Here is a 25,281-nt window from a genome sequence, read left to right as displayed (position 1 = left end):
GATCGTGCGACACACCGGCCCAATTGGCGGATGGCCTCATGCAAACCCCTCTACGGTGTGAGACGTGAGCAGCAGCGGCCTCATCTACGCAGTCATCGTCGGGGCCTGGGCCGCCTACTTGGTGCCGATGTGGCTCCGTAGGCAGGACGAGCTGAACGAGGCCCGTCCGACGGAACGCTTCAGCACCGCCATCCGGCTGCTGTCCGGACGGGCGGGCATGGAGCGCCGATACGCCAAGGACCTGCGGGCGCGCTCCTCCCAGGAGGGGGAGCCGGACGCCGGGGAGCCGGACGTCGTCACCGATTCGGTGGACGTCCGGGCCTTCGCCATGCCTCCGACCCGCCGTCAGGTCAACGCGGACATCGGGCTGGAGACGCCCCCGGCCGGGGAGGCGGCGCGCGAGCAGACCGCCGCCCCGGCGCCGCCCAGGTCCGCGTCCGTGCCCGCGTCCCGCTCCGCGACCGCACCCGCGGCGGGGTCAGGGCCGGCCCGGAAGCGCGTGCCCGCGGCGCGGCGCCCCGCCTCGGCGGAGGCGGCGGCAGCGCGTGCCCAGCGCATGAAGGTACTCGCGCGCCGTCGGCGCACCACCGTGGTGCTCTTCGTCGCCTTCACCCTCGGCGCGGTCGTCGCCGCCGTGGGCGGCCTGGCCTTCCTCTGGGCGCCCGGCGTGCCGGCTGTCCTGCTCAGCGGCTACATCGCCTATCTGCGCTCCCAGGAGCGCCGTCGCTTCGCGTACCAGATGGACCGGCGGAGCGCCGAGGTCGCGGCCCAGCGGCTGCGGGAGCGCCAGCCGCGCCGACGGGCACCCCTCGAAACCGACGCCGGCGCCGACGAACCGGAGGACGGACCGGCCGTCGACACGGACACCGGGCTCTCCGCGCTCGCCGCCGACCGGCGCGCCCTCGTGGAGCAGACCGACCACGCCGAGTGGGTCGACCAGCAGCGCGAGCGGCAGCGGCGGCCCGGGCACGGCGACAGCTGGGACCCGGTGCCGGTACCGCTGCCGACGTACGTGACCGCGCCGGTCGCCCCGCGAGCGACCTCCGGTGTGGACCTGGGGGCGCCGGACACGTGGAGCTCGGCGCGCTCCAGCGCCGTCGCCCCCGAGCACGAGGCGGACCGGGCGCCGCAGGCCGGGACCTCCGAGGAGCCCTCCGCGTCCGGGGACAAGCCGGCGGACGACCGCAGCGACGCGCGCCGCGCGGCTTCGGCGCGCCGGGCCCGCGAGCGCGGCCGCACGCCGCTCTTCGACCAGTTCGACCAGTTCGAGGAGGACGACCGGCCGCGCGCGGCCAACGAGTGATCGGCCCCCCTTCGCGGCCCCGGCCCTGACCAGTCAGGGAGCGGATTTCCGAGCACCTCGATCGGGATGCTAAAGTTTCACTCGTTGCAAGGGCCTGTGGCGCAGTCCGGTAGCGCACCTCGTTCGCATCGAGGGGGCCAGGGGTTCGAATCCCCTCAGGTCCACGCAGCATGAAGCCCCTGTCGGCAGTAGTCGACAGGGGCTTCATCGTGTGCGCCTCAGAGCTGCTTCGCGAAGCAGAGGCTCTCCGCGTGGTGGCGGTAGTAGCCGAACTTGGTGCACGGTTCGTAGCCGCTGGAGGTGTAGAGGGCGACGGCTTCCGGCTGCTTGGTGCCGGTTTCCAGGACCATGCGGAGGCGGCCGGCCGTGCGGGCGTCCTCTTCCAGTTCCGCCAGGATGCGGCGCGCGAGGCCCCGGCCGCGCATGCGGTCGATCACGAACATGCGCTTGAGTTCGGCGTCGCCGTCCGCGTTGCCCTCGTCGTTGTGGTCCTGGCTGCGCCAGCCGCCGGTGGCCACGGGGTGGTCGTCCTCGTCGTACGCGATCAGGTAGACGCCCCGGGGCGGGTCGAAGTCGGTGAGGCCGAGGGCTGTGGCGTCGCCGCCGTCGCCGTAGCGCAGGTGGTACTCGGCCTGGACCTCGTCGTTGAGCTTCAGGGCGTCGGGGTGGTCGAAGCGGACGCGGCGAATAATCATGCTGGATATCGTACTTCTATGCGTGGCGGGGGTCCCGGGCGTTCAGGACTCCGTCCAGTGTGCCGGTATCGTGCCCTGGTGCTGACTGTGACCTCGGTGAACGTGAACGGACTGCGGGCCGCCGCCAAGAAGGGCTTCGTGGAGTGGCTCGCCCGGACCTCCGCGGACGTCGTCTGTCTGCAGGAGGTGCGCGCCGAGCCGCACCAACTGCCCGAGGAGGTCAGGGAGCCCGCGGGCTGGCACGTCGTGCACGCGCCGGCCGCCGCCAAGGGGCGGGCGGGGGTCTCGCTGTACACGCGGCGCGAGCCCGACCGGGTGCGGATCGGGTGGGGCTCGCGGGAGTTCGACGGGAGCGGGCGCTATGTCGAGGCCGACCTGCCCGGTGTGACGGTCGTCTCCCTCTATCTGCCCTCCGGCGAGGTGGGCACCGAGCGGCAGGACGAGAAGCTCCGTTTCATGGGGGAGTTCCTCGCCCACCTCAAGGAACTGCGCGTGCGGGCCGCGGCCGACGGGCGCGAGGTGGTCGTCTGCGGTGACTGGAACATCGCCCACCAGCAGGCCGACCTCAAGAACTGGCGCGGCAACACCAAGAACTCCGGCTTCCTGCCCGAGGAACGGGAGTGGCTGGGCCGGGTGTTCACTCCGGAAGAGGGCGGCTACGTCGACGTCGTACGTGCCCTGCACCCCGGGGTCGAGGGGCCGTACACCTGGTGGTCGTACCGCGGGCGGGCCTTCGACAACGACACGGGGTGGCGTATCGACTACCAGGTCGCCACTCCCGGGCTGGCCGGCCGGGCGGTCAAGGGGTTCGTGGAGCGGGCGGCGACGCACGCCGAGCGGTGGTCCGACCACGCGCCGGTGACCGTCGTCTACGACCTGTAGGTCACCGGCCGGTCCCGTCCTTGGTGACCCGCCGGTCCAGGGCCAGGGACAGCTCGGCCTCCACCACGCTGCGGGCCAGCGGGCGCAGCCGGTGGAGGTCCTCCTCGGGCGCGTGGCGCAGGACCAGGTCGGCGAAGAGTTCCGCCAGGGCGTCGGCGTGTTCGCGGACGCGGGCGCCGGCCGCGAGGACCTCGCCGAGCGGGATGCCCTCGCGGACCAGCGCGGAGGAGACGTCCAGCAGGCGGCGGCTGATGTGGACGATCTCGTCGCCGTCCGTGCCGAGGTAACCGAGGTCCATCGCGGCGGCGAGGTTCTCGGGGGTGACCTCGCCCTCGAAGCGCGCGGCGAGTTCCTCGGGGGTGAGGCGGACCGGCTCCTCCTCGGTGGGGGTGCCGACGCCGAGCAGGTCGGCGACGTCGCGCCCGTGGTCGAAGGCCTCGGCCAGCTCCGCGATGCCGTTCAGCGTGTGGCCGCGCTCCAGCAGGGCGGCGATGGTGCGCAGGCGGGCCAGGTGATGGTCGTCGTACCAGGCTATGCGGCCCGCGCGGCGGGGTGGCGGCAGCAGCTTGCGTTCGCGGTAGAAGCGCAGGGTGCGCACGGTGATGCCGGCCAGGCCGGCCAGTTCCTCCATGCGGTACTCGCGCCCGGGTGCGGGGTGTTCTGCGTCCGCTGTCACGTCCTCTGCCACACCCGCAGCCTATGGCGTACCGCCGGTAACTTTCCTTCCCCCGCCCCCTACCGCTCGGTACGGAGCTGCTCTACAGTCCCATTGCGCCAGTGTTCACTGGCAGAGTCCGAGGTGATGCGTGGAGGCTTACGGGATGGCCGAGCACGAGCATGTACGGGTGGCGGTGATCGGGTCCGGATTCGGCGGGCTGGGGGCGGCCGTGCGGCTGCGCCGCGAGGGGATCACCGACTTCGTCGTCCTGGAGCGGGCCGACAGCGTCGGCGGCACCTGGCGGGACAACAGTTATCCGGGGTGCGCCTGCGACGTCCCGTCCCATCTGTACTCCTTCTCCTTCGCGCCCAACCCCGAGTGGCCGCGCACCTTCTCCGGGCAGCGGCACATCCGCGCCTACCTGGAGCACGTCACCGACCTGTTCGGGCTGCGTCCGCACCTGCGGCTCGACTCCGAGGTCAAGCTGATGAGCTGGGACGCCGACAACCTGCGGTGGAACATCGAGACCACGCGCGGCTCGTACTCCGCCGACGTCGTGGTCTCCGCGACCGGGCCGCTGTCCGACCCGAAGGTCCCCGAGATCCCGGGACTGGACTCGTTCCCCGGCGAGGTGTTCCACTCCGCGCGCTGGAACCACGACTACGACCTGCGCGGCAAGCGCGTCGCCATGGTCGGCACCGGCGCCTCGGCCATCCAGATCGTGCCCGCCATCCAGCCCCAGGTCGGCCGGCTCACCCTCTTCCAGCGCACCCCGCCGTGGGTGATGCCCCGCGTCGACCGGGCCATCAGCGGCGCCGAGCGGCGGCTGCACCGGGCCGTGCCGCTCACCACCCAGCTGCGGCGCGGGCTGCTGTGGGGCATCCGGGAACTCCAGGTCCAGGCGTTCACCAAGCGTCCCGACGAACTCGGCCTCGTCGAACAGCTCGCCAAGCGCAACATGGCCCGCGCCATCAAGGACCCGGCCCTGCGCGCCAAGCTCACCCCCGGCTACCGCATCGGCTGCAAGCGGATCCTGCTCTCCAGCACCTACTACCCGGCGCTGGCCAAGCCGAATGTGGACGTCGTCACCAGCGGGCTCAGCGAGGTGCGGGGGTCCACGGTCGTCGCGGCCGACGGTACGGAGACCGAGGTCGACGCGATCATCTTCGGCACCGGCTTCCACGTCACGGACATGCCCATCGCCGAGCGCGTGGTCGGCGCGGAGGGAATCACGCTCGCCGACTCCTGGAAGAGCGGCATGCGGGCGCTGCGCGGTGCCTCGGCCGCCGGGTTCCCGAACTGGATGACGATCATCGGGCCCAACACCGGTCTCGGGAACTCCTCCATGATCCTCATGATCGAGTCCCAGCTGAACTACCTGGCCGACTATCTGCGGCAACTGGACGTCCTCGGCGGCCGTGCGGCCCTCGATGCCCGGCCGGCGGCCGTCGAGGCGTGGAACCACAAGGTCCAGGAGCGCATGAAGCGGACCGTGTGGAACACCGGCGGCTGCACCAGCTGGTACCTCGACGCCAGCGGGCGCAACACCACCATCTGGCCCGGTACGACGACCGAGTTCCGGCGCGCGACGCGGCGGGTGGACCTCGGGGAGTACGAGGTCGTCCGCAAGCCCGGCGCGAAGGACGCCGGCTCCGGTGCGCACGCGGCGGCGGGTGCGGCCGGGCGTACGGAGCGGGAGCCGGTGCGCGCCGGGGGCGCTCAGTCGGGCGAGGGCGCCGCGTGAGCCGGATCACGCCTGTCGCCTCCGGCCCGTACGCCCCGCCCGCCCCCGCCCGTGAACTCACCGTCGTCTCCGCCGACGGCGCGCGGTTGCACGTCGAGGTGCACGGCCCCGAGGGCGCGCCCCCGGTCGTCCTCTCCCACGGCTGGACCTGCTCGACCGCCTTCTGGGCCGCGCAGTTGCGGGACCTGGCGGCCGACCACCGGGTGATCACGTACGACCAGCGGGGGCACGGGCGCAGTCCCGCGAGCCCGGCGTGCACCACCCATGCGCTGGCGGACGACCTGGAAGCGGTGCTCGTGGAGACCCTCGCGCCCGGGGAGAAGGCGCTGATTGTCGGCCACTCCATGGGCGGCATGACCGTCATGGCCGCCGCCACGCGGCCCGTCTTCCGCGCACACGCCGCCGCCGTCCTGCTGTGCAGCACCGGCAGCTCGCGGCTGGTGGCGGAGGCGCGCGTGCTGCCGTTGCGCGCGGGGCGGGTGCGCACCTGGGTCACGGGGCGCATCCTCGGTTCGAGCGCTCCGCTCGGGCCGGTCACGCCGGTCGCCAAGAGCGTCCTCAAGTACGCCACCATGGGCGCCGGTTCCGCCCCGCACATGGTGGAGGCGTGCGCGCGGATCGTGCACGCCTGCCCGCGCGCCGCGCGCCATGCGTGGGGCGCCGTCCTGGAGGCGCTCGATCTCGACCACGGCGTACGGGAGTTGCGCGTGCCCACCGCGATCGTGCACGGCACGTCCGACCGGCTCACGCCCCCCGTGCACGCCCGCGCGCTGGTCGCCGCGCTGCCGAACTGCGTCGGGCTCACCGAGCTGCCCGGCATCGGCCACATGACCCCGATCGAGGCCCCCGAGCCGGTGGCCGGGAAGATCCGGGAACTCGTCACCACGTATGTCACCGGGGCCGGTTCCGGGCAGGAATCCGGGCCCGGTTCCATCCCCGCGCAGATCAGGGAGGGCGCATGAGCAAGGTCAGTCTGGAGGGGCAGGTCGCGGTCGTCACCGGGGCGGCGCGCGGCGTCGGTGAGCTGCTGGCGCGCAAGCTGTCCGCGCGCGGGGTGAAGGTGGCGCTGGTCGGCCTGGAGGAGGAGGCGCTCAAGGACGTCTCCGGGCGGCTGCACAGCGAGAGCGCGTACTGGTACGCCGACGTCACCGACCACGAGACCATGGCCAGGGTCGCGCGGGAGGTGAAGGAGCGGTTCGGGAAGGTCGACATCGTGGTCGCCAACGCCGGTGTGGCGACGGGCGGTCCGTTCGCCGACTCCGACCCGGCGGCCTGGCGGCGGGTGATCGAGGTGAACCTCATCGGATCGGCGGTGACCGCGCGGGCGTTCCTGCCGGTGCTGGTGGAGAGCCGGGGCTATCTGCTCCAGATCGCCTCGCTCGCCGCGATCACGCCGGCGCCGATGATGACGGCGTACTGCGCGTCCAAGTCCGGCGTGGAGGCGTACGCGCACAGTCTGCGCGCCGAGGTCGGCTACCAGGGCGTGCGCGTCGGCGTCGGCTACCTGTCCTGGACCGACACCGACATGGTGCGCGGCGCCGACCAGGACGACGTGATGCGGGAGCTGCGGCAGCGGCTGCCCTGGCCGTCGAACAAGACGTACCCGCTCGGGCCCGCCGTGGACCGGCTCGTGGCCGGGATCGAGCGGCGCTCGGCGCACGTGTACGGGCAGTGGTGGCTGCGCGGGATGCAGGGCGTGCGCGGGTACCTGCCGGCGCTCATCGGGACCGTCGGCCAGCGGGAGATGAAGCGGTTCGCCCCCCGGCTCCAGGGGATGAGTTCCGGGCTCGTCGGCGCAGGTGGGGCGGCGGATGAGGCGGCCCGCGCTACGTACCGTAACTGATCCACATGCGCTCCGTGTTGGGCCGTGTGAATCTGGTCGAGGCCCCACCGAGGGGCCGCCCCACGATCCTCACAGAGGTGAACCCACATGGGTATGAAGGACCAGATGCAGGACAAGGCCAACGAGTGGCAGGACCAGGGCCAGGACAAGATCGGTCAGGCGCGTGAGCGGGCCGGCCAGCGCGGCAAGCAGCAGCCGCAGCGCGGTGGCCAGCACCAGCCGCAGCGTGGCGGGCAGCACCAGCCCGAGTCCGAGCGCGGCCGTCAGAACCCGCGGGGCGCGGACGACGCGGAGCGGGAGATGAACGAGCGGTTCGACGACGACTACGACGCGTAGCGCTGCGCTCGGCTTTGACGTGGGGTGCCCTCCTTTGTTGGGGGGTGCCCTGCGTTTTTGGTTTGGGGGTTGGGGGTTGGGTGCGGGTTCGTTGGGGTTGATCGCGCAGTTCCCCGCGCCCCTTTGGGGCGCGTTCAGTTGCCCCGCATTCCCTAGCGGGGTGGGAGGGGTGGGCGGGTGTGGTTCGGGGTGTTGGAGTAGGTGGGTGGGGTGGCTGCGGGGGTGGTGTCGAGGAGGGTGAGGGCCAGGTGGATGGCCTCGTCCATTTCGACGTGGCGGCCCTCGGCCCAGTCGAGGGGGGTGCGCAGGACGTCGAGGTCGGGGGAGACGCCGTGGTTCTCGACGGACCAGCCGTAGGCGTCGAACCAGGCCGCGTTCATCGGGACCGTGATGACGGTGCCGTCGCCGAGGCGGTGGCGGCCGGTCATGCCGACGACGCCGCCCCAGGTGCGCTGGCCGACGACCGGGCCGAGCTTGAGCAGCTTGAAGGCGGCGGTGATCATGTCGCCGTCCGAGGAGGTCGCCTCGTCGGTGAGGGCGACCACCGGGCCGCGCGGCGCGTTGGAGGTGTACGAGACCGGCTGGGCGTCGCGGGTGAGGTCCCAGCCCAGGATCGTCCGGGTGAGCTTCTCGATGACGAGTTCGCTGATGTGGCCGCCGGCGTTGCCGCGCACGTCCACGATCAGGGCGGGCCGGGAGACCTCCAGGCGCAGGTCGCGGTTGAACTGGGCCCAGCCCGAGCCGCCCATGTCGGGGATGTGCAGATAGCCGCACCTGCCCTCGCTCAACTCCCGGACGACGGCCCGGCGTCTGGCCACCCAGTGCTGGTAGCGCAGCGGGCGTTCGTCGATCAGCGGGACGACGGCGACGCGCCGGGGGCGGCCGGGCTCGCCCTCCGCCGGGGTGAACGTCAGCTCCACCGTCGTACCGCCCGAGCCGGCCAGCAGCGGGTAGGGGCCGGTGACCGGGTCGACGGGGCGGCCGTCCACGTGGGTCAGGACGGCGCCCTCGCGGATGCCGGTGCCGGCCAGGGGTGAGCGGGCCTTGGAGTCGGAGGAGTCGCCGGGCAGGATGCGCTTGACCGCCCAGCCGCCGTCGCGTCGCACCAGGTCGGCGCCGAGCAGGCCCTGTCGGCGCTGGTAGTGGGGCGGCCCCTCGTTGCGGCGGGCGGCGGTGACGTAGGCGTGCGAGGTGCCCAGTTCGCCGAGGACCTCGCGGAGCAGGTCGGCGAACTCGTCCGGGGACGCGACGCGTTCGACCAGCGGGCGGTACTGGGCGAGGACCGCGTCCCAGTCGATGCCGCACATGCCGGGGTCCCAGAAGTAGGCGCGGATGAGCCGGCCGGCCTCCTCGTAGGCCTGGCGCCACTCGGCGGGCGGGTCGACCTCGTGCAGGACGCGGCGCAGGTCGATCCAGACGGTCGAGTCGCTGTCGCCCAGCTCGGTCGAGGGCACGGCCCGCAGGTCGCCCTCGTCCACGACGACCAGCCGGGTGCCGTCGCCGCTGAGCCCGAACCAGTCCAGGTGACCGACGAGTTCGGACTTCTTCGCCTTGCTGATGGTGAAGTGCTCCAGCGTCGGGCGGCCCGTGGTGTCGTCCGGGTTGGCGAAGGTCTCGCCGAGCGCGCCCGAGATCGGCCAGCGCAGCCAGACCAGTCCGCCGCCCGCGACCGGGGACAGCGCGGAGTACTTGGAGGCGATGACCGGGAACGGCGTGACCCTGCTGGCCAGGCCCTCCACCTCGACGGTCACCGCGCCGGCCTCGCCCGTGCCCTCCTCCGCCGGGTCCAGGCCACCGGCGGCGGGGCGGCCCTCGGGGTTCAGGGCGAAGGGCGAGGGGGTCGCCGAGTTCAGCGGGACGAGGTACGGGCGGCAGCCGAGCGGGAAGGACAGGTCGCCGGTGTGGACGTCGTACACCGGGTCGAAGCCGCGCCAGGAGAGGAAGGCCAGATAGCGGCCGTCGCGGGTGAAGACGGGGTTCTCGTCCTCGAAGCGGCCGTCGGTCACGTCCACGGTCAGCCGGTCCTTGATGCGGGCCAGCTTGATCTGGCGCAGCGAACGGCCGACGCCCGGGTGCGACCAGGTGAGCCAGGAGCCGTCCGGGGAGAAGGCGAGGTCGCGGACGGGGCCGTTGGCGGAGCGGATCAGCTCGGTGACAGTGGAGGGCGGGGCGGGAGCGGTGTCCGGGGCGTCCGTCGGCTCCGGCTCGCTCGCGGCGGCCGTGGTGTCGTCCTCCTCCGCCACGTCGAGCAGCAGCAGCCGGCCGTCGTGCGAGGCGATCGCCAGCCGTTCGCCGAGCGGGTCGGACACCATCTCCAGGACCCGGCCCAGCTCTCCGGAGGCGACCGCGCGCGGGGGGTGGTCGCCGGTGGCGCGCGGGAGCTGGGCGATCTCGACGGCGTCCTCGCCCGCCGCGTCCGTGACATAGGCGATCCGCCCGGTCGAGCCCAGCATCTCCGGCAGCCGCACGCGGACGCCGGGCGTGTCGGCGATCGTACGGGCAGGGCCGTCGCGGTGGGTGAGCCAGTACAGGCTGCCGCGTACGACGACGGCGCTGGCCCGGCCGGTCTCGTCCACGGAGACGCCGTCCACGTGCTGCGCGGCCGGCACCTGGTACGGGCGGCGCCCGGTGGCGGGGCCGCCGAGGCGGATGTCGAGCCTGCGAGGGGTGCCGGCCGGGGAGAGGTCGTCGACCAGCCACAGGTCACCCGCGCACTGGTAGACCACGCGGGTGCCGTCGGAGGCGGCGTGCCGGGCGTAGAAGGCGTCGTGGTCGGTGTGGCGGCGCAGGTCGGAGCCGTCGTGGGCGCACGAGTAGAGGTTGCCGACGCCTTCGTGGTCGGAGAGGAAGGCGATCCGGCCGCCGACGAACATGGGGCAGGCCAGATGGCCGCGGAGGTCCGGCAGCAGGCGCTGTCCGTGCAGCCACAGGCGGCCGGTGGCCCCGCCCCGGTAGCGCTTCCAGGAGGCCGGTTCGTGCGGTGGGGTGCCGGTGAGCAGGAGGCTCCTGCGCTCGCCGTCCAGGTCGGCGACCTGGAGGTCGGTGACCGGGCCCCAGGGCAGCCGGCCGCCCGGGTCGCCGTCGCAGCTCACCTTGTAGGCCCACGTGAAGTACGAGAACGGCTGTCCGTGGGAGGCGACGGCCAGGATGTCGCCCTCGGGGGTCCAGCCGCGGACCTGGGTGTCGGCGCTGCCCCAGTACGTCAACTGGCGCGCGGGCCCGCCGTCGACGTCCACGAGGTGGATCTCGGGGACCAGGCTGCGCCAGGTCGTGCAGGCGATGCGGCGGCCGTCGGGGGAGAAGCGGGGGTGGGCGGTCTTGGTGCGGTCGGCCGTGAGGCGCCAGGCCCGGCCCGGGGTTTCGAGGGGGGCCAGCCAGAGGTCGTCCTCGGCCACGAAGCACAGCAGGTCGCCGTTGAGGTGGGGATGGCGCAGATAGCTCACCTCCCCATGCTTTTCCGGGTGGAGGGTCCGGGCAAGTCGGTTACCGGGGGCCTGTGGAAAACGGGGCGGTTGTGGATATCCCCGTCATGCGCCGCTCCCCGGTCACGCGCCGCTCACTGGTCATGCGCCGCTCACCGGTCACGCGCCGCTTATGAGAATCCGACAGGCGTGACCCAACCCACGTACGAAACGGTTTCGTTTCGCTTGGTGGCAGGGTAACCTCTGGTATGTACGAAGCGGAAAGCACCGGAGCGGGAAGGTGACTGGCATGACCGAGGTCGTCGCAACGGCGCGTCGCAGTCGGATCACGCCCGAGCGCGAGGCCGAGCTGTACGAGGCCGTGCTCGACCTGCTCCGCGAGGTCGGCTACGACGCCCTCACCATGGACGCCGTCGCCGCCCGCACCCGATCGAGCAAGGCCACGCTCTACCGCCAGTGGGGCGGCAAGGCACAGCTGGTCGTCCGGGCCATCCGGCACGGCAAACCCGACCGGCTCGGCGAGATCGACACCGGCAGCCTCCGCGGCGACCTGCACGCCCTGGTGCAGCTGGAGGACGACTGCACCATCGAGCAGAACTCCGCGCTCATGCGGGGCGTCGCCATGGCGATGCACAGCAACCCCGATCTGCGCGAGGCGTTCCGGGCGCAGCTCGTGGAGCCGGAGATGTCCGGATTCCATCAGGTGACCCAGCGGGCGATCGACCGGGGTGAGGTCCGCGCGGACTGTCCCGCGCTCGACTTCCTGCTGCACATGATGGTCGGCGGCTTCACCACCCGGGCCCTGCTCGACGACCAGCCGCCCACCCGGTCCTTCCTCCTGTCGTACATCGACGCCGTGGTCCTCCCCGCCCTCGGCGTGTCCACCAGCTGACCGGCCCGGTCGCCCCGACCGCCGGCCGCTCCCACCTCCCCAGCAAGCCCACCACCTGACGTCACCGCTCACGTCGTCGGGCTGATCGCCCCTGCCCTGAAGAACCCCACGACCTGACCGGGAGTACGCCTCCGTGGCCACGTTCCTCTACAAGATCGGCCGGCTCGCCTTCCGGCGACGGCACTTCGTCGCCCTCATATGGGTCGCGCTGCTCACCCTCGCCGGGGTGGGCGCCGCCTCCGCGCCGGCCGCCGGCAACTCGTCCTTCTCCATCCCCGGTACCGAGGCCCAGAAGGCCTTCGACCTGCTGGAACAGCGCTTCCCCGGGATGAGCGCCGACGGCGCCACCGCGCGGGTCGTCTTCAAGGCGCCGGCCGGCGAGAAGATGACGGACTCCGTCAACAAGAAGACCGTCGAGAAGACCGTCAAGGAGCTGAAGGCGGGCTCACCCGAGGTTGCCTCCGTCGCCGACCCCTACACCGGGCACGCGGTCAGCAGGAACGGCACGGTCGCCTACGCCTCGGTGAGCTACAAGGTCTCCAGCATGGAGCTGGAGGACTCCTCGCGCGACGCGCTGAAGAAGGCCGCGCAGGACGCGCGCGACCAGGGGCTGACCGTCGAGGTCGGCGGTGACGCGCTCAGCGCGACCCCCGAGACCGGCTCCAGCGAGGTCATCGGCATCGCGATCGCGGCCGTCGTCCTCGTCATCACCTTCGGCTCGCTGCTCGCGGCCGGGTTCCCGCTGCTGACCGCGCTCATCGGCGTCGGCATCGGCGTCTCCACGATCACCGCGCTCGCCAGCGCCCTGGACCTCGGTACGACCACCTCCACACTGGCCTCGATGATCGGCCTCGCCGTCGGCATCGACTACGCCCTGTTCATCGTCTCCCGCTACCGCGGCGAACTCGCCGAGGGCCGCGAGCGCGAGGAAGCGGCCGGACGCGCCGTCGGTACGGCGGGCTCGGCGGTGGTGTTCGCGGGCCTGACCGTCGTCATCGCCCTGGTCGGCCTGTCCGTCGTCAACATCCCGATGCTCACCAAGATGGGCGTCGCCGCCGCCGGCACCGTCGCCATCGCGGTCCTCATCGCGCTCACCCTGATCCCGGCACTGCTCGGCTACGCCGGCCGCAAGATCAAGCCGGCCGGTGAGAAGAGCCGGCTGCTCGGTGGCGGGCGCGCGGCGAAGAAGCCGGCCCGGCCCAACATGGGCACCCGCTGGGCCAGCTTCGTCGTCCGTCGTCCGGTCGCCGTCCTGCTGCTCGGTGTGATCGGCCTCGGCGCCGCCGCCGTCCCGGCCGCCTCCCTCGAACTGGGTCTGCCCGACGACGGCTCGCAGCCGACCTCGACCACCCAGCGGCGCGCCTACGACCTGCTCTCCGAGGGCTTCGGGCCCGGCTTCAACGGCCCGCTCATGGTCGTGGTCGACGCCAAGGGCAGCGATGCCCCGAAGAAGGCCTTCACCGAGGTCCGCGACGAGATCAAGGGTCTGAAGGACGTCGTCACGGTCACCCCGGCGGCGCCCAACAAGGCGGGCGACACCGCGACCATCACCGTCGTACCGAAGTCCCAGCCGTCCTCCAGGACCACCGAGGACCTGGTCCACGCGATCCGTGACAAGGGCTCGGACGCCGCCGAACGGACCGGCTCCCAGGTGCTCGTCACCGGCTCCACGGCGATGAACATCGACGTCTCGCAGAAGCTGAACGACGCCCTGCTGCCGTACCTGGCGCTGGTGGTCGGTCTGGCCTTCCTGCTGCTGATCGTGGTCTTCCGCTCGGTCCTCGTCCCGCTGAAGGCGGCCCTCGGCTTCCTGCTCAGCGTCCTCGCGGCCCTCGGCGCCGTCGTCGCGGTCTTCCAGTGGGGCTGGCTGTCCGGCCTGATGAACGTCGAGCAGACCGGGCCGGTCATGTCGATGATGCCGATCTTCATGGTGGGCGTCGTCTTCGGCCTCGCGATGGACTACGAGGTCTTCCTCGTCACCCGGATGCGGGAGGCGTTCGTCCACGGCGAGAAGCCGAGCCAGGCCGTGGTGACCGGCTTCCGGCACGGTGCGCGCGTCGTGACCGCCGCCGCCGTCATCATGATCGCCGTGTTCTCCGGCTTCATCGGCTCCAGCGAGTCCATGGTCAAGATGATCGGCTTCGGCCTCGCGATCGCCGTCTTCTTCGACGCGTTCATCGTCCGCATGGCCATCGTGCCGGCCGTCCTCGCCCTGCTCGGCAAGCGGGCCTGGTGGCTGCCGAAGTGGCTGGACCGCGTGCTGCCCAACGTCGACGTGGAGGGCGAGGGCCTGCGCGCGCTGTCCTCGGCGGACGGCAGGGAGGACGAGCGGGAGCTGGTACGCGTCTGACGCCACCGCTCCTGACAGAGCCGCCGGTGAGGGTGCCCGTGGGGACGGGGCTGCACCCTCACCGGCTTTGTCTTGTCCGGGGGTTGTCCCGTGCTGTCCCGGCTGTCCCGGGCGTTGTACGGGTACGGCTGCCGACGGAGGTGGAGATGCACGAGGACGTGGACGAGGCGGGCTGGGACGTCGAACCCGGGGACGAGATCGAGCCGGTGGTGCAGGCGGTGGGGCGCCTGCTGAAGGTGTGCCGGGAATCGGCCGGGATGCGGGTCGCCGATCTGGCCGAACTCACCGGCTACGGCGAGGACATGATCCGCAAGATGGAGAACGGCACGAGGATTCCCCGCCCGGAGTTCCTGGACCGCGCGGACCAGGTCCTGCGGGCGCGGGGGCATCTGCGGGCGTTCATGGAGGACATGAGGAAGGCGCGTTATCCCAAGAAAGTGCGGGAGCTGAAGGCTCTGGAGGACCGTGCGGCGGAGGTCCTTGTGTACAGCAACCACAACATCCAAGGGCTGCTACAGACCTCGGAGTACGCGCGGGCGCTGTTCGAGATGGCACAACCCGCCTACTCGGAGGACGAGATCGAACGGGGCACTTCCGCTCGCATGGCCCGGAAGGCGATCTTCGAACGGGATCCCGCCCCGTCACTCAGTTTCGTCCAGGAGCAGGTGACCCTGGAACGACCCCTCGGAGGAAGGGCGGTGTTACGGCGTCAACTGGAACATCTCCTGGCGGTCTCGCAGTTGCGGAACGTCAGCATCCAGGTCATGCCGACCGACTGCGCCGAGCACGCCGGAGCCCAGCACGGCATGATCCATCTGCTGAAGTTCGCCGATGGCACGGGAGTCGGCCGGTCCGCAGGTGCCTTCAACGGCCGTCCGGTCCAAACCCCGAAAGACCTTCGTATCCTTGAACTGCGCTTCGGCATGATCCGTGCGCAGGCTCTCACACCGCGGGAGTCGCTGGCTTTCATCGAGCACGTGATGGGGAGACTATGACGACGTCGGAGCTCCACTGGTTCAAGAGCAGCTACAGCGACAGCAGCGACATCAACGACTGCGTGGAAGTGGCCACCACCCCCGCCACCATCCACATCCGCGACTCCAAAACCCCCGACACCGCCCGCCTGACGGTCGCCCCCTCCACCTGGACGAACTTCCTCGCCCTCACCGGGGAGGGCGACGAACGCGCCGTATGACGCCGCTCGTCGCGGCCGCCGTTCTGCTTGCCGCCATCACGCATGCCAGTTGGAACGCCATCGCGCACCGGATCACCGACAAGCTGGTCGGGTTCACGCTGATCTCCGGTGGGGGTCTGCTGATCGGGCTGGCGGTGGTGCCGTTCGTGGGGGTTCCGGCGGCGGGGGCGTGGCCGTATCTGATGGTGTCGGCGGTGGTCCACATCGCTTACTACGCGCTGCTGATGACGTCCTTCCGGCTCGGTGACTTCGGGCAGACGTACCCGCTCGCGCGCGGCAGCGCGCCGCTCGTCGTCGCCGTGCTCGCCGCCGTCTTCGCCCACGAGGTGCCCGGTCCCTGGATGCTGGCCGGGATCGGCGTGTCGTGCCTCGGGCTCAGTGGGGTCGGACTGTGGGGGCTGCGCGGCAGCCGGCCGAACTGGGCGGCCGTCGGCGCCGCCCTGGCCACCGGGCTCACCATCGCCGCGTACACGGTCGTCGACGGCCTGGGCGTACGCGCCGCGCACTCTCCGCTCGGGTACATCGCCTGGCTCATGGCCGTCCAGGGGGCCGCGATCCCCGCCTACATGTACGCACGCGCGCGTGCCGACACCGTCCGCCTGCTCCGCCCCTACGCCGCCCTCGGCCTGCTCGGCGCCGCCCTGTCCGTCGCCGCGTACGCCCTCGTCCTGTGGGCGCAGACCCGTGCCGAACTCGCGCCCGTGGCCGCGTTGCGCGAGTCCTCGATCATCGTCGGCGCGGCCATCGGCGCGCTGCTGTTCAAGGAGCGCTTCGGCGCGCCCCGGATCGCGGCGGCCGGCCTGCTGGTGGTCGGGATCGGGCTGATGCTGCACGCCGGATAGCGCGCGGTGGACGGTGTGCTGCGGGCCTCGGCGTACGAGGATGGCGTCGGAGTACGAGGCACAGCCACCACACGACAGGGAGCCGTCCATGACCGACCAGCCGACCGTCAGTGTTCTGGGCACCGGCATCATGGGGGCCGCGATGGCCCGCAACCTGTGCCGTGCCGGGCTCGGCGTCCGCGCCTGGAACCGCACTCGCGACAAGGCCGAGCCGCTGGCCGCCGACGGCGCCCGGATCTGCGACACCCCCGCCGAGGCCGTCGAGGGCGCCGACGTCGTCCTGACCATGCTCTACGACGGCCACACCGTCCTCGACGTGCTGCGCGAGGCCGCCCCCGCGCTGCGCCCCGGCACGGTGTGGGCGCAGTCCACCACCGCCGGGATCGAACTCGTCCAAGCGCTGGCCGCGTTCGCGCGCGAGCACGGGCTGATCTTCTACGACGCCCCCGTGCTCGGCACCCGTGAGCCCGCCGAGGCCGGCCAGCTGACCGTGCTGGCCGCCGGGCCGGAGGAGGGCCGGGCGACGGTGACGCCGGTCTTCGACGCGGTCGGCGCCAAGACGCTGTGGACCGGGGACGACGGCGGCGCGGGCAGCGCCAGCCGGCTCAAGCTGGTCGCCAACAGCTGGGTGCTCGCCGCCACCGCCGCGACCGGCGAGGTGCTGGCCCTGGCCAAGGCTCTCGACGTAGCGCCGCAGGACTTCTTCGACCTCATCGAGGGTGGGCCGCTCGACATGGGTTATCTGCGGGCCAAGGCGGCACTGGTGCTCGACGGGGGGCTCACCCCGGCCGCGTTCGCCGTGTCCACCGCCGAGAAGGACGCCCGGCTCATCGTCGAGGCGGGGGAGAGCAACGGCGTACGGCTCGACGTGGCCACCGCGGCCGCCGAGCGGTTCGCCCGTGCCGCCGCGCGCGGGCACGCGGACGAGGACATGGCGGCGGCGTACTTCGCCAGCTTCGACTGACCGCCGCCGAGGGCGCCGAGATGACGTTCAGCGCGCGTGGGAGGACCCTGGGAGGTGGCGGGACCAGGCGTCTTCCGGAGGTGGTCGAGATGACGGTGACGCACACCGCTGTCGGATGGCACATCGAGCTGGAGTTCCAGGAGGACGATCAGCACACGCGCGCGGCGGCCCTGGTGCGCCTGCCCGACGGCACCGAGGTGCGGTCGCACGGGCACGCCAGCCGCCACGACGTCGACGTCAACCAGCCCAGGGTGGGTGAGGAGATCGCGGGCGCCCGTGCCCTCGACGACCTGGCGCGGCAGCTTTTGGGCAAGGCCCACGACGAGATCGACGCGGACTCGGGGCGGACGTCGCATCCGATCCACATGTGAGCCGAACAGTGGCTACGCCAGCGCCGTGCGCAGCGCCCGTACCAGGGACTGCGCCCTCGGGTCGGCCGTCACGCTCTTGCGGAAGCCGTTGGTGACGTAGCCGAACGCGACGCCCGTCTCCGGGTCGGCGAAGGCCAGCGCGCCGCCCCGGCCCGGGTGGCCGAAGGAGGCGGGGGAGAGCAGCGGGGACGCGGCGCCGTGCAGCATGTACCCGAGGCCGAACCGGGTGCCCACGACGAGCACCCGGTCCGGTCCCGCGGACTGCTCGGTGCGGGCCAGTTCCGTCGTGTCCGGCGTGAACAGGCGGGCGCCGCCGTCCACCTCGCCGATGAGCGAGGCGTAGAGGCGGGCCAGGCCGTCGGCGGTGGCGATGCCGTTGGAGGCGGGCAGGACGGCCGCGCGGTAGGCGGGGGAGTTCTCGTCGGGCGCCGGGGTGATCGCGGCGAACGCGCGCCGGGTCAGTGATGCCGGGTCGGCGTAGGCCTCGGTGACGGCACGCTTGGGGCGGGTCTTCAGGGCGCCCGCGCTGTGCGGGGCCTCGGTGGGGCCGACGCGTCCCACGCGCGCGTGCTGCGATTCCGGCAGCCCCAGCCACAGGTCGGCGCCGACCGGTCCGGTCATCTCCTCGGCGATCCACTCGCCCATCGGGCGGCCGGTGACGCGTCGCAGCAGCTCTCCGGTGAGCCAGCCGTAGGTGTGGGCGTGGTAGCCGTGGTCCGTGCCCGGCTCCCACACCGGTGCCTGCGCGGCGACGGCGGCAGCGGTCAGGTCCGGGTCGGCGGCCTCCTGCGGGGTGAGCGGGCGGTCCAGCACCGGCACGCCCGCGCGGTGCGAGAGCAGGTGCCGTACGCGCGTGTGCTCCTTGCCGGCCGCCTTGTACTCCGGCCAGTACGTGCCGACCGGCGCGTCCAGGTCGAGGTCGCCGCGCTGGTGCAGGAGCAGCAGCGCGGCGGCGGCGACGCCCTTGGTGGCGGAACGCACGATCTGCGCGGTGCCGCGCTCCCACGGCGTCTCCCCGTCCACGTCCCCGGTGCCGGCCCACAGGTCCACGACCCGGTGCCCGTCGCGGTAGACGGCGACGGCCGCGCCGCGCTCGCCGAGCAGCGCGAAGTTCGCGGCGAACGCCTCCCTGACCGGCTCGAAGCCCTCGGCCACAGTGCCGTTCACGTCCACGCCCGCCGTCCCTTCCCGTCACCTGCGACAGACGCTGCAACAAAGCCTGCCGGCCGGTGATTCCCCGGCGCGCACCCCGTCACGCGCGCCCCGGCCCGTGCCCGGTCACGCGCGCTCCCGGGCGGGCGGTGCCACCGTGCGCGGGTCGAAGCCGAACGGCAGCTCCAGGCGGTGCGCCCGCATCAGCTCCTCGTCGGAGAGGAGTGCGCCGGTCGGGCCGTCCGCCGCGATCACTCCCTCGCTGAGGACCAGCGCGCGCGGGCACAGCTCCAGGGCGTACGGCAGGTCGTGCGTGACCATGAGCACGGTCACGTCCAGGGAGCGCAGGATGTCGGCGAGTTCGCGCCGGGAGGCCGGGTCGAGGTTGGAGGACGGCTCGTCCAGCACCAGGATCTCCGGCTCCATCGCGAGCACGGTCGCCACGGCGACGCGCCGGCGCTGGCCGAAGGAGAGGTGGTGCGGCGGCCGGTCGGCGAAGTCCGCCATGCCGACCAGCTCCAGGGCGTGCCGTACCCGCTCCTCCAGCGCGGCCCCCTTGAGTCCGGCGGCGGCCGGTCCGAAGGCCACGTCCTCGCGCACGGTCGGCATGAAGAGCTGGTCGTCCGGGTCCTGGAAGACGATGCCGACCTTCTGCCGGATCACCGCCATGTGCCGCTTGCCGACGGGCAGCCCGGCCACGGTCACCGTGCCGGTGCCGCCGCCGAGGATGCCGTTCAGGTGCAGCACCAGGGTGGTCTTGCCGGCGCCGTTCGGGCCGAGCAGCGCGACCCGCTCGCCGCGCGTGACGCGGAAGTCGACGCCGAACAGGGCCTGGTGGCCGTCCGGGTAGGCGAAGGCGAGGCCGGAGACCTCCAGCGAGGCAGGTGAGGCAGGTGTAGTCACAGGGCCCATCCCAGCAGACAGACGGCGAGGGCGGCGACGGGGAGGGCGAGGGCGTGGGACCACTGCGCCCGGGACGCGGTCACCTCGTCGATGACGGGCATCGAGCCGGCGTACCCCCGGCTGATCATGGCCAGGTGGACGCGCTCGCCGCGCTCGTAGGAGCGGATGAACAGGGCACCGGCGGACTTGGCGAGCACGCCCCAGTGGCGCACGCCCCGCGCCTCGAAGCCGCGCGACTCGCGGGCGATCCGCATCCGGCGCATCTCGTCGGTGATGACGTCGCCGTAGCGGATCATGAAGGAGGCGATCTGCACGAGCAGCGGCGGCAGCTTCAGCCGCTGGAGCCCGAGGAGCAGTTCGCGCAGCTCGGTGGTGGCGGCGAGCAGCACGGAGGCGGCGACGCCGAGGGTGCCCTTGGCGAGCACGTTCCAGGCGCCCCACAGGCCGCTCTCGCTCAGCGACAGCCCGAGGACGTGCACCCGCTCGCCCTCCGCGACGAACGGCATGAGCACCGCGAACGCGACGAACGGGACCTCGATCAGCAGCCGCCTGAGCAGGAAACCGGCGGGCACGCGCGCGTGGTACGCGACGACGGCGAGCAGGACCGCGTACACCCCGAACGCCCACATCGCCTCGCGCGGTGTCGAGACGACGACCACGACGAACAAGAAGGTGGCAGCCAGCTTGGTGTGCGGCGGCAGCCCGTGCACGGGCGAGTGCCCGTGCCGGTACAGCCGATGCGCGTGCCCCGCTCCCACCTCAGAGCCCCGTGGAGGCCGGGGAGACGTCCGTGGTCCGGCGCCGGCGCACCGCCCAGAACACCGCGCTGCCCGCCACGACCGTGACGCCCACGCCGATCACGCCCGCGAGACCGCCGGACAGCCGGGCGTCGGAGATGTCCTTGACGCCGTAGTCGGCGAGCGGGGAGTCGGCCGACGCGTGCTCCTCGGCCTTCTTGTCGATGCCCTTGTCGTGCGCGACCTTCTCCAGGCCGTCGGGGTTGGCCGAGGCGTAGAAGCTGACGAAGCCGGCGAGGACGAGCGAGGTGACCAGACCCGTCACCCACAGCGTGCGCCGCGAGGTGCGCGCCGCGACGGGCGCCGTGGGCGCCGGGGCGGGCGCGTCCACCAGCGCGCCGTTCACGCGCAACCGCAGGCGCTGCCGCAAGCCGCGCGCGCCGTGCACGAGGTCGGGGCGCACGGCGACGACGGCACCGACGGTGAGCGCGGTGATGACCGCCTCCCCGATACCGATCAGCACATGGACACCGATCATCGCGGTGGCGACCTTGCCGAGGGAGACGTCCGTGGTGCCGCCGATCGCGTAGATCAGCGTGAACACCACCGCGGCGGCCGGCACCGACACCAGCGCGGCCACGAAGGAGGCCACGGTCACCGAGCGCCGCTTGCGGGGCAGCACGGCGAGCAGCCCGCGGAAGACGGCGTACGACACGACCGTGGTGGCGATCGCCATGTCCGTGATGTTCACGCCGAGCGCGGTCAGGCCGCCGTCGGCGAACAGCACGCCCTGCATGAGCAGCACGACCGACACGCACAGCACGCCGGTATAGGGCCCGACGAGGATGGCGGCGAGCGCACCGCCCAGGAGATGGCCGCTGGTGCCCGCGGCGACGGGGAAGTTGAGCATCTGCACGGCGAAGATGAACGCCGCCACGAGACCGGCCAGCGGGGCCGTCTTCTCGTCGAGCTCACGGCGGGCACCGCGCAGGCTGACCGCGAGGGCGCCGGCGGCGACCACTCCGGCGACCGCGGAGGTGGGGGCGTCTATGAATCCGTCAGGTACATGCACGGGGCGATTTTAGACCGTTCTTGCAAATCCTTTGCAAGAGAGAGGCGGTTTCGGGTTCGCCGGGCGGCTCCGGGGAAATGTGCGACATTGGATAGCAAGCGGAATGGACGTCTTTCGCATACGTCACAGAGCGTGAGAGGGCGATCCGATGTCAGTGGTCGAGCAGTACGCCCGCGCCCACATCGTCACGGACGAGGAGGACCCGGGAGCCGTACCCGTGGTACTGCGGTACGACCCCGACTCCGATCCCCGGTCGGTGCGGTTCGGCCTGCCGGGACCGCACGAGTGGACCTTCTCCCGCGCGCTGCTGGAACGAGGACTGCGGGCACCGGCCGAGAGCGGCGCCGTCCGCGTCTGGCCCTGCGGCCGGGTCCAGGCCGTGGTGGAGTTCCACACGGACCACGGGGTCGAGGTCGTCCAGTTCGAGTCGAAGGCGCTGGTCAGATTCCTGCGCCGGACCTACACCGTCGAGCCGGTCCGCACCTGAACGAGGCCCCGCGTCTCAGCCTCCGAGCTTGAGCAGGGACGCCACGATCGGGCCGGCCGTGTCGCCGCCGTGCCCGCCCGCCTGCACCACGCCCGCAGCGGCGAGGTCGCCCCGGTAGGCGGCGAACCAGCCGTTGGGCTTCTTCTGGCCGTCGACCTCCGCCGAGCCCGTCTTCGCGCCGTAGTCGGGGCCGAGCCCCGACATCGCCTCGGCGGCGGTGCCGTAGGCGGCCGTGTACCGCATCAGGTCGCGCAGTTGGGACAGTGTCCTGCCCGACAGGGTCCGGGAGGCGGTGGCCAGGGTGCGGTGGTCGACGGACGGCGCGACCAGGTACGGCTGGCGGAAGGTGCCCGACTTCACGGTGGCCGCCACCGAGGCCATGTTCAGCGGGTTCATCCGCACCCCGCCCTGTCCGATCAGCGAGGCCGCCATCTGCGCCGCCGACTGCACCGGCACCGAGCCGTCGAAGGTGGGCACGCCTATCGCCCAGTTGTTCCTGGAGAGGCCGAAGACCTGCTGCGCCTGCTTGGTCAGGTCGTCGTTCTTCAGCTTCTCGGCCTGGCTGATGAAGGCGGTGTTGCAGGACCGGGCGAAGCTCGCCTTGAAGGTGCCGCCCTTGATCTCGAAGTCGTCGTCGTTGTGGAACTTCCAGCCGCCGAAGGTGACCGTCTTCGGACACGGGTGCTTCTTGTCGGCCGACGCGAGGCCCTTGTCGATCAACAGCGACGAGGTGATGATCTTCATCGTGGAGCCGGGCGCGAGGGAGCCCTGGAAAGCGGTGTTGAAGCCGTGCCCGCTGTTGGCGACCGCGAGGATCTCGCCGGTCGAGGGCCGTACGACGGTCACGGAGGCGCGGTCCCGCTTGTCGACCTGCCGCTCGGCCGCCGCCTGGAGGGTGGGGCTCAGCGTCGTCTTCACCGTGCCCGGCGTGCCCTTGCTCAGCTCCACCAGCGTCTTGTCGGACAGCTTGGCCGCCTTCGACGCCTTGCCGCGCAGCACGCGCAGCTCGACGCCCGCCTTGCCGCCCGCCGTCTTGCCGTACTTCTCCCGCAGCCCGTCCAGCACCGTGCCGAGCGACGGGTACCGGGTGGCCGTCAGCTCGCCGCCGTCGCGGTCCAGCGCGGTGACCGGCGGGGTGCCCGACTCGCCCGTGACGAGCGTGTCGCCGTCCTTCAGCTCGGGGTGGACGACGGAGGCGTGCCAGTCGACCAGCGCTTTGCCGTCGCTCGCGCGGCGCACGACGGTGAGCGAACTGCCGTAGGACAGCGGCTTGGTGAGGCCCCGGTAGGCGACCGTCGCCTTCACGGCGAACGGGACGTGCGCGCCCTTCGCCGCTGCCGGGGTGAGGGTGACGCCCTTGAGGTGGGCGTCCTTGGCGTAGCCGGTCAGCAGCCGGGTGGCGGCGGCCGGGTCGTCGGTGCCGGCGGCGGCCTCGGTGACGCCGCCCCGCTGCCAGGCGGTGAGGAAGCGCGTGGCGGCCGTCCGGACCTCCGCCGCGCTGAGCGGGCCGGTCTTCACGGTGCGGGCGGCGGTGGTCCGGTCGTCGGCCTCGGCGCCCCGGCCGTACAGCGCGTACCCGCCGACCCCGGCGCCGACGGCGACCACGGCTATCGTCGCGCCCAGCACCGCGGGTCTGGTTCTCCGTCGCTCGGCGACGCGCCTTCTCTTGCCCACGTCCTCAGTTCCTCCGCACCTTCCCCAGGATCCCCGGGACCCTCACCAGCCCCGACGACGCCCATCACCTTAAAGTCCCCGCCGCGCCGGGTGATCTCAGCCGGCGTTCCGTAGCACGCTTGCGACAATCGGACCGGCGGCGTCGACGCCGTGGCCGCCGTCCTGCACCATCGCCGCCGCGGCGACGTCGTCGCGGTAGCCGGTGAACCAGCTGTCCGACCGTGCCTGCCCGTCGGCCTCCGCCGAGCCGGTCTTCGCGCCGACGCTGCCGCTCAGGCCCGCCATGGTGCGCGCCGCGGTGCCGCTGGTCGCGGTGCGGTTCATCATCGCGCGCAGCTGCGCGACCGTGCTCGGCGACAGCCCACGCGCGCGGGCCGGTTCCCGCTTGTCCAGGGAGAGCGGCACGAGCACCGGCTGACGGAAGGCGCCGGTCTTCGCGGTCGCCGTCACGGAGGCCATGTCGAGCGGGCTCATCTGCACCTGGCCCTGGCCGATCAGGGCGGCGGCGGTGTCGGGGCCACCGGTCGCGGGCACGCTGCCGTCGAAGGAGGCCACGCCGATCTGCCAGGTCTTCCCGATGCCGAACCGCTCCTCGGCCTCCTTGGTGAGCGAGTCCGCCTTCACCTCGTCGGCGAACTTCACGAACGCCGTGTTGCAGGACCGGGCGAAGCTCTCGGAGAGGGTGGCGTCCTCGTTCGGGGCCAGGCCCGTGAGGTTCTGGAAGGTCTGGCTCTGCCACACCGCCGCCGGGGGACAGGGGGCCTTGCCGTTCGCGGTGGTCAGACCGTTGTCGATGAGGGTCGCGGCGCTGATGATCTTCATCGTGGAGCCGGGGGCGCGCTCGCCGAGGAGGGCCGCGTCGAAGCCGTCCACGCGGTTGTTGGCGACGGCCAGGATCTCACCGGTGCTGGGCTTGACGGCGACCACGGACGAGTTGCCGTACCTCCCCACGGCCGTCTCGGCCGCGGCCTGCGCGCTCGCGCTGAGCGTCGTGCGCAGCTTGCCGGGGCGGCCCTTGACGAGGGTGAGCAGCGGAGTGTCGGCCTCGCCGGTGCCGTCCGCGTTCACCCCGCCGCCGTGCCGCACGGCCAGCTCCACGCCGGCCCGGCCGCCCGCCCGGCCGCCGTAGCGCTTGCGCAGGTCGTCCAGGAGAGGCCCGAGCGACGGGTACTTCTCCCTGGTCAGTACGCCGCCGTCGCGGTCCACGGCCTCGATCGGCGGGGCGGCGGACTCGCCGGTGACGAGGGTGTCGCCGTTGCGCAGCCGGGGGTGCACGACAGCGGGCTGCCAGTCCACCAGCGCGCGGTGCGAGGTCTCCCCGCGCACCACCGTGACCTTGCTGCGGTAGGTGATCGGCTTGGCGGCACCGCCGTACGACACCGTCGCCCGCACGGTGTACGGGACGGTCCGCCCGCCGGCCTTGCCCGGCGTGATACGCACCTTGCCGATGTGCGCGTCCTCGGCGAAGGCCGTCAGCAACTGCCGTGCCCGGTCCGGGTAGTTCGTGTACGACGCCGCGGTCGCCGCGTCGCCCTTCTCCCAGGCCGCGAAGAACGCGGCCGTGGCCTTCCCGACCTCGTCCCGGTCCGGCGGCCCGGACTTCACGGTCGCCGCGCCCGTGGTCCCTTCCTCACCGGCCAGCGCGGACAGCACGTTGTAGGCGCCGTACCCGGCCCCGCCCAACACCGTCACGCACACACCGGCTATGACGGCGCCCTTGACTCCCTTGCGCATCCCGCGCACCCCTCCCCGTTCCCCG

The 25,281-nt window shown here is 72.4% G+C and carries 23 protein-coding genes and 1 tRNA gene; 15 read left to right on the top strand and 9 right to left on the bottom strand.

Annotation, left to right across the window (positions count from 1 at the left end):
- Positions 1–64: 64 nt before the first annotated feature.
- Complete coding sequence (sepX, locus tag NX794_RS03405) at positions 65–1,303, top strand: divisome protein SepX/GlpR (protein ID WP_258776592.1); 1,239 nt, start codon at positions 65–67, stop codon at positions 1,301–1,303.
- A gap of 90 nt (positions 1,304–1,393) precedes the next feature.
- A tRNA-Ala gene (locus NX794_RS03400) sits at positions 1,394–1,467 on the top strand.
- Between the two features lie 54 nt (positions 1,468–1,521).
- Here NX794_RS03400 and NX794_RS03395 read toward each other — a convergent pair.
- A complete protein-coding gene (locus NX794_RS03395) occupies positions 1,522–1,998 on the bottom strand; it encodes a GNAT family N-acetyltransferase (RefSeq protein ID WP_258776591.1) in 477 nt (158 codons plus the stop codon).
- A gap of 78 nt (positions 1,999–2,076) precedes the next feature.
- On the opposite strand from NX794_RS03395, the gene NX794_RS03390 reads away from it, so the two are divergent.
- A complete protein-coding gene (locus tag NX794_RS03390) occupies positions 2,077–2,880 on the top strand; it encodes an exodeoxyribonuclease III (RefSeq protein WP_258776590.1) in 804 nt (267 codons plus the stop codon).
- Position 2,881: 1 nt separating this feature from the next.
- Here NX794_RS03390 and NX794_RS03385 read toward each other — a convergent pair whose 3' ends face one another.
- Positions 2,882–3,511 (bottom strand): MerR family transcriptional regulator, encoded by a 630-nt coding sequence (locus NX794_RS03385; protein ID WP_258776968.1) that lies wholly within the window; start codon positions 3,509–3,511, stop codon positions 2,882–2,884.
- Between the two features lie 190 nt (positions 3,512–3,701).
- Between NX794_RS03385 and NX794_RS03380 the strand changes: the two genes are divergently transcribed.
- The 4 genes from NX794_RS03380 to NX794_RS03365 all read left to right on the top strand — a co-directional run bounded on the left by NX794_RS03380 (position 3,702) and on the right by NX794_RS03365 (position 7,461).
- Positions 3,702–5,282, top strand: coding sequence for a flavin-containing monooxygenase (locus tag NX794_RS03380; RefSeq protein WP_258776589.1), 1,581 nt, complete (start codon positions 3,702–3,704; stop codon positions 5,280–5,282).
- Positions 5,279–6,244 (top strand): alpha/beta fold hydrolase, encoded by a 966-nt coding sequence (locus NX794_RS03375; RefSeq protein ID WP_258776588.1) that lies wholly within the window; start codon positions 5,279–5,281, stop codon positions 6,242–6,244. Before NX794_RS03380 ends, NX794_RS03375 begins: the two co-directional genes overlap by 4 nt.
- Positions 6,241–7,125, top strand: a complete 885-nt coding sequence (locus NX794_RS03370; RefSeq protein WP_258776587.1) for an SDR family oxidoreductase — start codon at positions 6,241–6,243, stop codon at positions 7,123–7,125. Before NX794_RS03375 ends, NX794_RS03370 begins: the two co-directional genes overlap by 4 nt.
- A gap of 87 nt (positions 7,126–7,212) precedes the next feature.
- The gene (locus tag NX794_RS03365) at positions 7,213–7,461 is read left to right on the top strand and encodes a hypothetical protein (protein ID WP_258776586.1); all 249 of its coding nucleotides are present in this window, start codon (positions 7,213–7,215) and stop codon (positions 7,459–7,461) included.
- Positions 7,462–7,613: 152 nt separating this feature from the next.
- On the opposite strand, the gene NX794_RS03360 is transcribed toward NX794_RS03365, so the two are convergent.
- Positions 7,614–10,904 carry a S41 family peptidase gene (locus tag NX794_RS03360; RefSeq protein ID WP_258776585.1) on the bottom strand — a complete coding sequence of 1,097 codons (3,291 nt, stop codon included), beginning with the start codon at positions 10,902–10,904 and terminating at the stop codon, positions 7,614–7,616.
- 268 nt (positions 10,905–11,172) lie between these two features.
- Here NX794_RS03360 and NX794_RS03355 point away from each other — a divergent pair, with 268 nt between their 5' ends.
- The 7 genes from NX794_RS03355 (at position 11,173) to NX794_RS03325 (ending at position 17,497) form a co-directional block, all read left to right on the top strand.
- Positions 11,173–11,775 (top strand): TetR/AcrR family transcriptional regulator, encoded by a 603-nt coding sequence (locus tag NX794_RS03355; RefSeq protein ID WP_258776584.1) that lies wholly within the window; start codon positions 11,173–11,175, stop codon positions 11,773–11,775.
- A gap of 133 nt (positions 11,776–11,908) precedes the next feature.
- A complete protein-coding gene (locus NX794_RS03350) occupies positions 11,909–14,125 on the top strand; it encodes an MMPL family transporter (protein WP_258776583.1) in 2,217 nt (738 codons plus the stop codon).
- 146 nt (positions 14,126–14,271) lie between these two features.
- Positions 14,272–15,120 (top strand): helix-turn-helix domain-containing protein, encoded by an 849-nt coding sequence (locus NX794_RS03345; protein ID WP_258776582.1) that lies wholly within the window; start codon positions 14,272–14,274, stop codon positions 15,118–15,120.
- On the top strand, positions 15,117–15,320 hold the full coding sequence (locus NX794_RS03340; protein WP_258776581.1) for a DUF397 domain-containing protein: 204 nt from the start codon (positions 15,117–15,119) through the stop codon (positions 15,318–15,320). The genes NX794_RS03345 and NX794_RS03340 overlap by 4 nt, the downstream gene beginning before the upstream one ends.
- Positions 15,317–16,162: a DMT family transporter gene (locus tag NX794_RS03335; protein WP_258776580.1), complete on the top strand. Its 846-nt coding sequence runs from the start codon at positions 15,317–15,319 to the stop codon at positions 16,160–16,162. The genes NX794_RS03340 and NX794_RS03335 overlap by 4 nt, the downstream gene beginning before the upstream one ends.
- 88 nt (positions 16,163–16,250) lie before the next feature.
- Positions 16,251–17,126, top strand: a complete 876-nt coding sequence (locus tag NX794_RS03330; protein ID WP_258776578.1) for an NAD(P)-dependent oxidoreductase — start codon at positions 16,251–16,253, stop codon at positions 17,124–17,126.
- Positions 17,127–17,221: 95 nt separating this feature from the next.
- Positions 17,222–17,497: a DUF1876 domain-containing protein gene (locus tag NX794_RS03325; protein ID WP_258776967.1), complete on the top strand. Its 276-nt coding sequence runs from the start codon at positions 17,222–17,224 to the stop codon at positions 17,495–17,497.
- A 12-nt stretch (positions 17,498–17,509) separates the two neighbouring features.
- On the opposite strand, the gene NX794_RS03320 is transcribed toward NX794_RS03325, so the two are convergent.
- The 4 genes from NX794_RS03320 to NX794_RS03305 all read right to left on the bottom strand — a co-directional run bounded on the left by NX794_RS03320 (position 17,510) and on the right by NX794_RS03305 (position 21,361).
- Positions 17,510–18,670, bottom strand: coding sequence for a serine hydrolase domain-containing protein (locus tag NX794_RS03320; protein ID WP_258776577.1), 1,161 nt, complete (start codon positions 18,668–18,670; stop codon positions 17,510–17,512).
- A 105-nt stretch (positions 18,671–18,775) separates the two neighbouring features.
- On the bottom strand, positions 18,776–19,561 hold the full coding sequence (locus tag NX794_RS03315; protein ID WP_258776576.1) for an energy-coupling factor ABC transporter ATP-binding protein: 786 nt from the start codon (positions 19,559–19,561) through the stop codon (positions 18,776–18,778).
- The gene (cbiQ, locus tag NX794_RS03310) at positions 19,549–20,310 is read right to left on the bottom strand and encodes a cobalt ECF transporter T component CbiQ (RefSeq protein ID WP_258776575.1); all 762 of its coding nucleotides are present in this window, start codon (positions 20,308–20,310) and stop codon (positions 19,549–19,551) included. The genes NX794_RS03315 and cbiQ overlap by 13 nt, the downstream gene beginning before the upstream one ends.
- Before the next feature lies 1 nt (position 20,311).
- On the bottom strand, positions 20,312–21,361 hold the full coding sequence (locus NX794_RS03305; protein WP_258776574.1) for an energy-coupling factor ABC transporter permease: 1,050 nt from the start codon (positions 21,359–21,361) through the stop codon (positions 20,312–20,314).
- A gap of 148 nt (positions 21,362–21,509) precedes the next feature.
- Here NX794_RS03305 and NX794_RS03300 point away from each other — a divergent pair, with 148 nt between their 5' ends.
- On the top strand, positions 21,510–21,848 hold the full coding sequence (locus NX794_RS03300) for an SsgA family sporulation/cell division regulator (RefSeq protein ID WP_258776573.1): 339 nt from the start codon (positions 21,510–21,512) through the stop codon (positions 21,846–21,848).
- Between the two features lie 15 nt (positions 21,849–21,863).
- Here the strand turns inward: NX794_RS03300 and NX794_RS03295 are convergent, their stop codons facing one another.
- Together NX794_RS03295 and NX794_RS03290 are read right to left on the bottom strand one after the other, a co-directional pair.
- On the bottom strand, positions 21,864–23,522 hold the full coding sequence (locus NX794_RS03295) for a penicillin-binding transpeptidase domain-containing protein (RefSeq protein WP_258776572.1): 1,659 nt from the start codon (positions 23,520–23,522) through the stop codon (positions 21,864–21,866).
- Positions 23,523–23,618: 96 nt separating this feature from the next.
- Positions 23,619–25,256: a penicillin-binding transpeptidase domain-containing protein gene (locus NX794_RS03290; RefSeq protein WP_258776571.1), complete on the bottom strand. Its 1,638-nt coding sequence runs from the start codon at positions 25,254–25,256 to the stop codon at positions 23,619–23,621.
- Between the last annotated feature and the right edge of the window lie 25 nt (positions 25,257–25,281).

Source organism: Streptomyces pyxinicus (genome assembly GCF_024753135.1).
GTDB lineage: Bacteria > Actinomycetota > Actinomycetes > Streptomycetales > Streptomycetaceae > Streptomyces > Streptomyces pyxinicus.
This window is presented reverse-complemented; position numbering and strand designations above follow the sequence as displayed.

Excerpts from the sequence above, each read along its gene's own strand:
- NX794_RS03290 (WP_258776571.1), bottom strand. The coding sequence starts at position 25,256 with ATGCGCAAGGGAGTCAAGGGCGCCGTCATAGCCGGTGTGTGCGTGACG.
- NX794_RS03340 (WP_258776581.1), top strand. The coding sequence starts at position 15,117 with ATGACGACGTCGGAGCTCCACTGGTTCAAGAGCAGCTACAGCGACAGC.
- NX794_RS03395 (WP_258776591.1), bottom strand. The coding sequence starts at position 1,998 with ATGATTATTCGCCGCGTCCGCTTCGACCACCCCGACGCCCTGAAGCTC.
- NX794_RS03385 (WP_258776968.1), bottom strand. The coding sequence starts at position 3,511 with ATGGAGGAACTGGCCGGCCTGGCCGGCATCACCGTGCGCACCCTGCGC.
- NX794_RS03335 (WP_258776580.1), top strand. The coding sequence starts at position 15,317 with ATGACGCCGCTCGTCGCGGCCGCCGTTCTGCTTGCCGCCATCACGCAT.
- NX794_RS03355 (WP_258776584.1), top strand. The coding sequence starts at position 11,173 with ATGACCGAGGTCGTCGCAACGGCGCGTCGCAGTCGGATCACGCCCGAG.
- NX794_RS03300 (WP_258776573.1), top strand. The coding sequence starts at position 21,510 with ATGTCAGTGGTCGAGCAGTACGCCCGCGCCCACATCGTCACGGACGAG.
- NX794_RS03370 (WP_258776587.1), top strand. The coding sequence starts at position 6,241 with ATGAGCAAGGTCAGTCTGGAGGGGCAGGTCGCGGTCGTCACCGGGGCG.
- NX794_RS03330 (WP_258776578.1), top strand. The coding sequence starts at position 16,251 with ATGACCGACCAGCCGACCGTCAGTGTTCTGGGCACCGGCATCATGGGG.
- NX794_RS03315 (WP_258776576.1), bottom strand. The coding sequence starts at position 19,561 with ATGGGCCCTGTGACTACACCTGCCTCACCTGCCTCGCTGGAGGTCTCC.
- NX794_RS03380 (WP_258776589.1), top strand. The coding sequence starts at position 3,702 with ATGGCCGAGCACGAGCATGTACGGGTGGCGGTGATCGGGTCCGGATTC.
- NX794_RS03365 (WP_258776586.1), top strand. The coding sequence starts at position 7,213 with ATGGGTATGAAGGACCAGATGCAGGACAAGGCCAACGAGTGGCAGGAC.
- NX794_RS03345 (WP_258776582.1), top strand. The coding sequence starts at position 14,272 with ATGCACGAGGACGTGGACGAGGCGGGCTGGGACGTCGAACCCGGGGAC.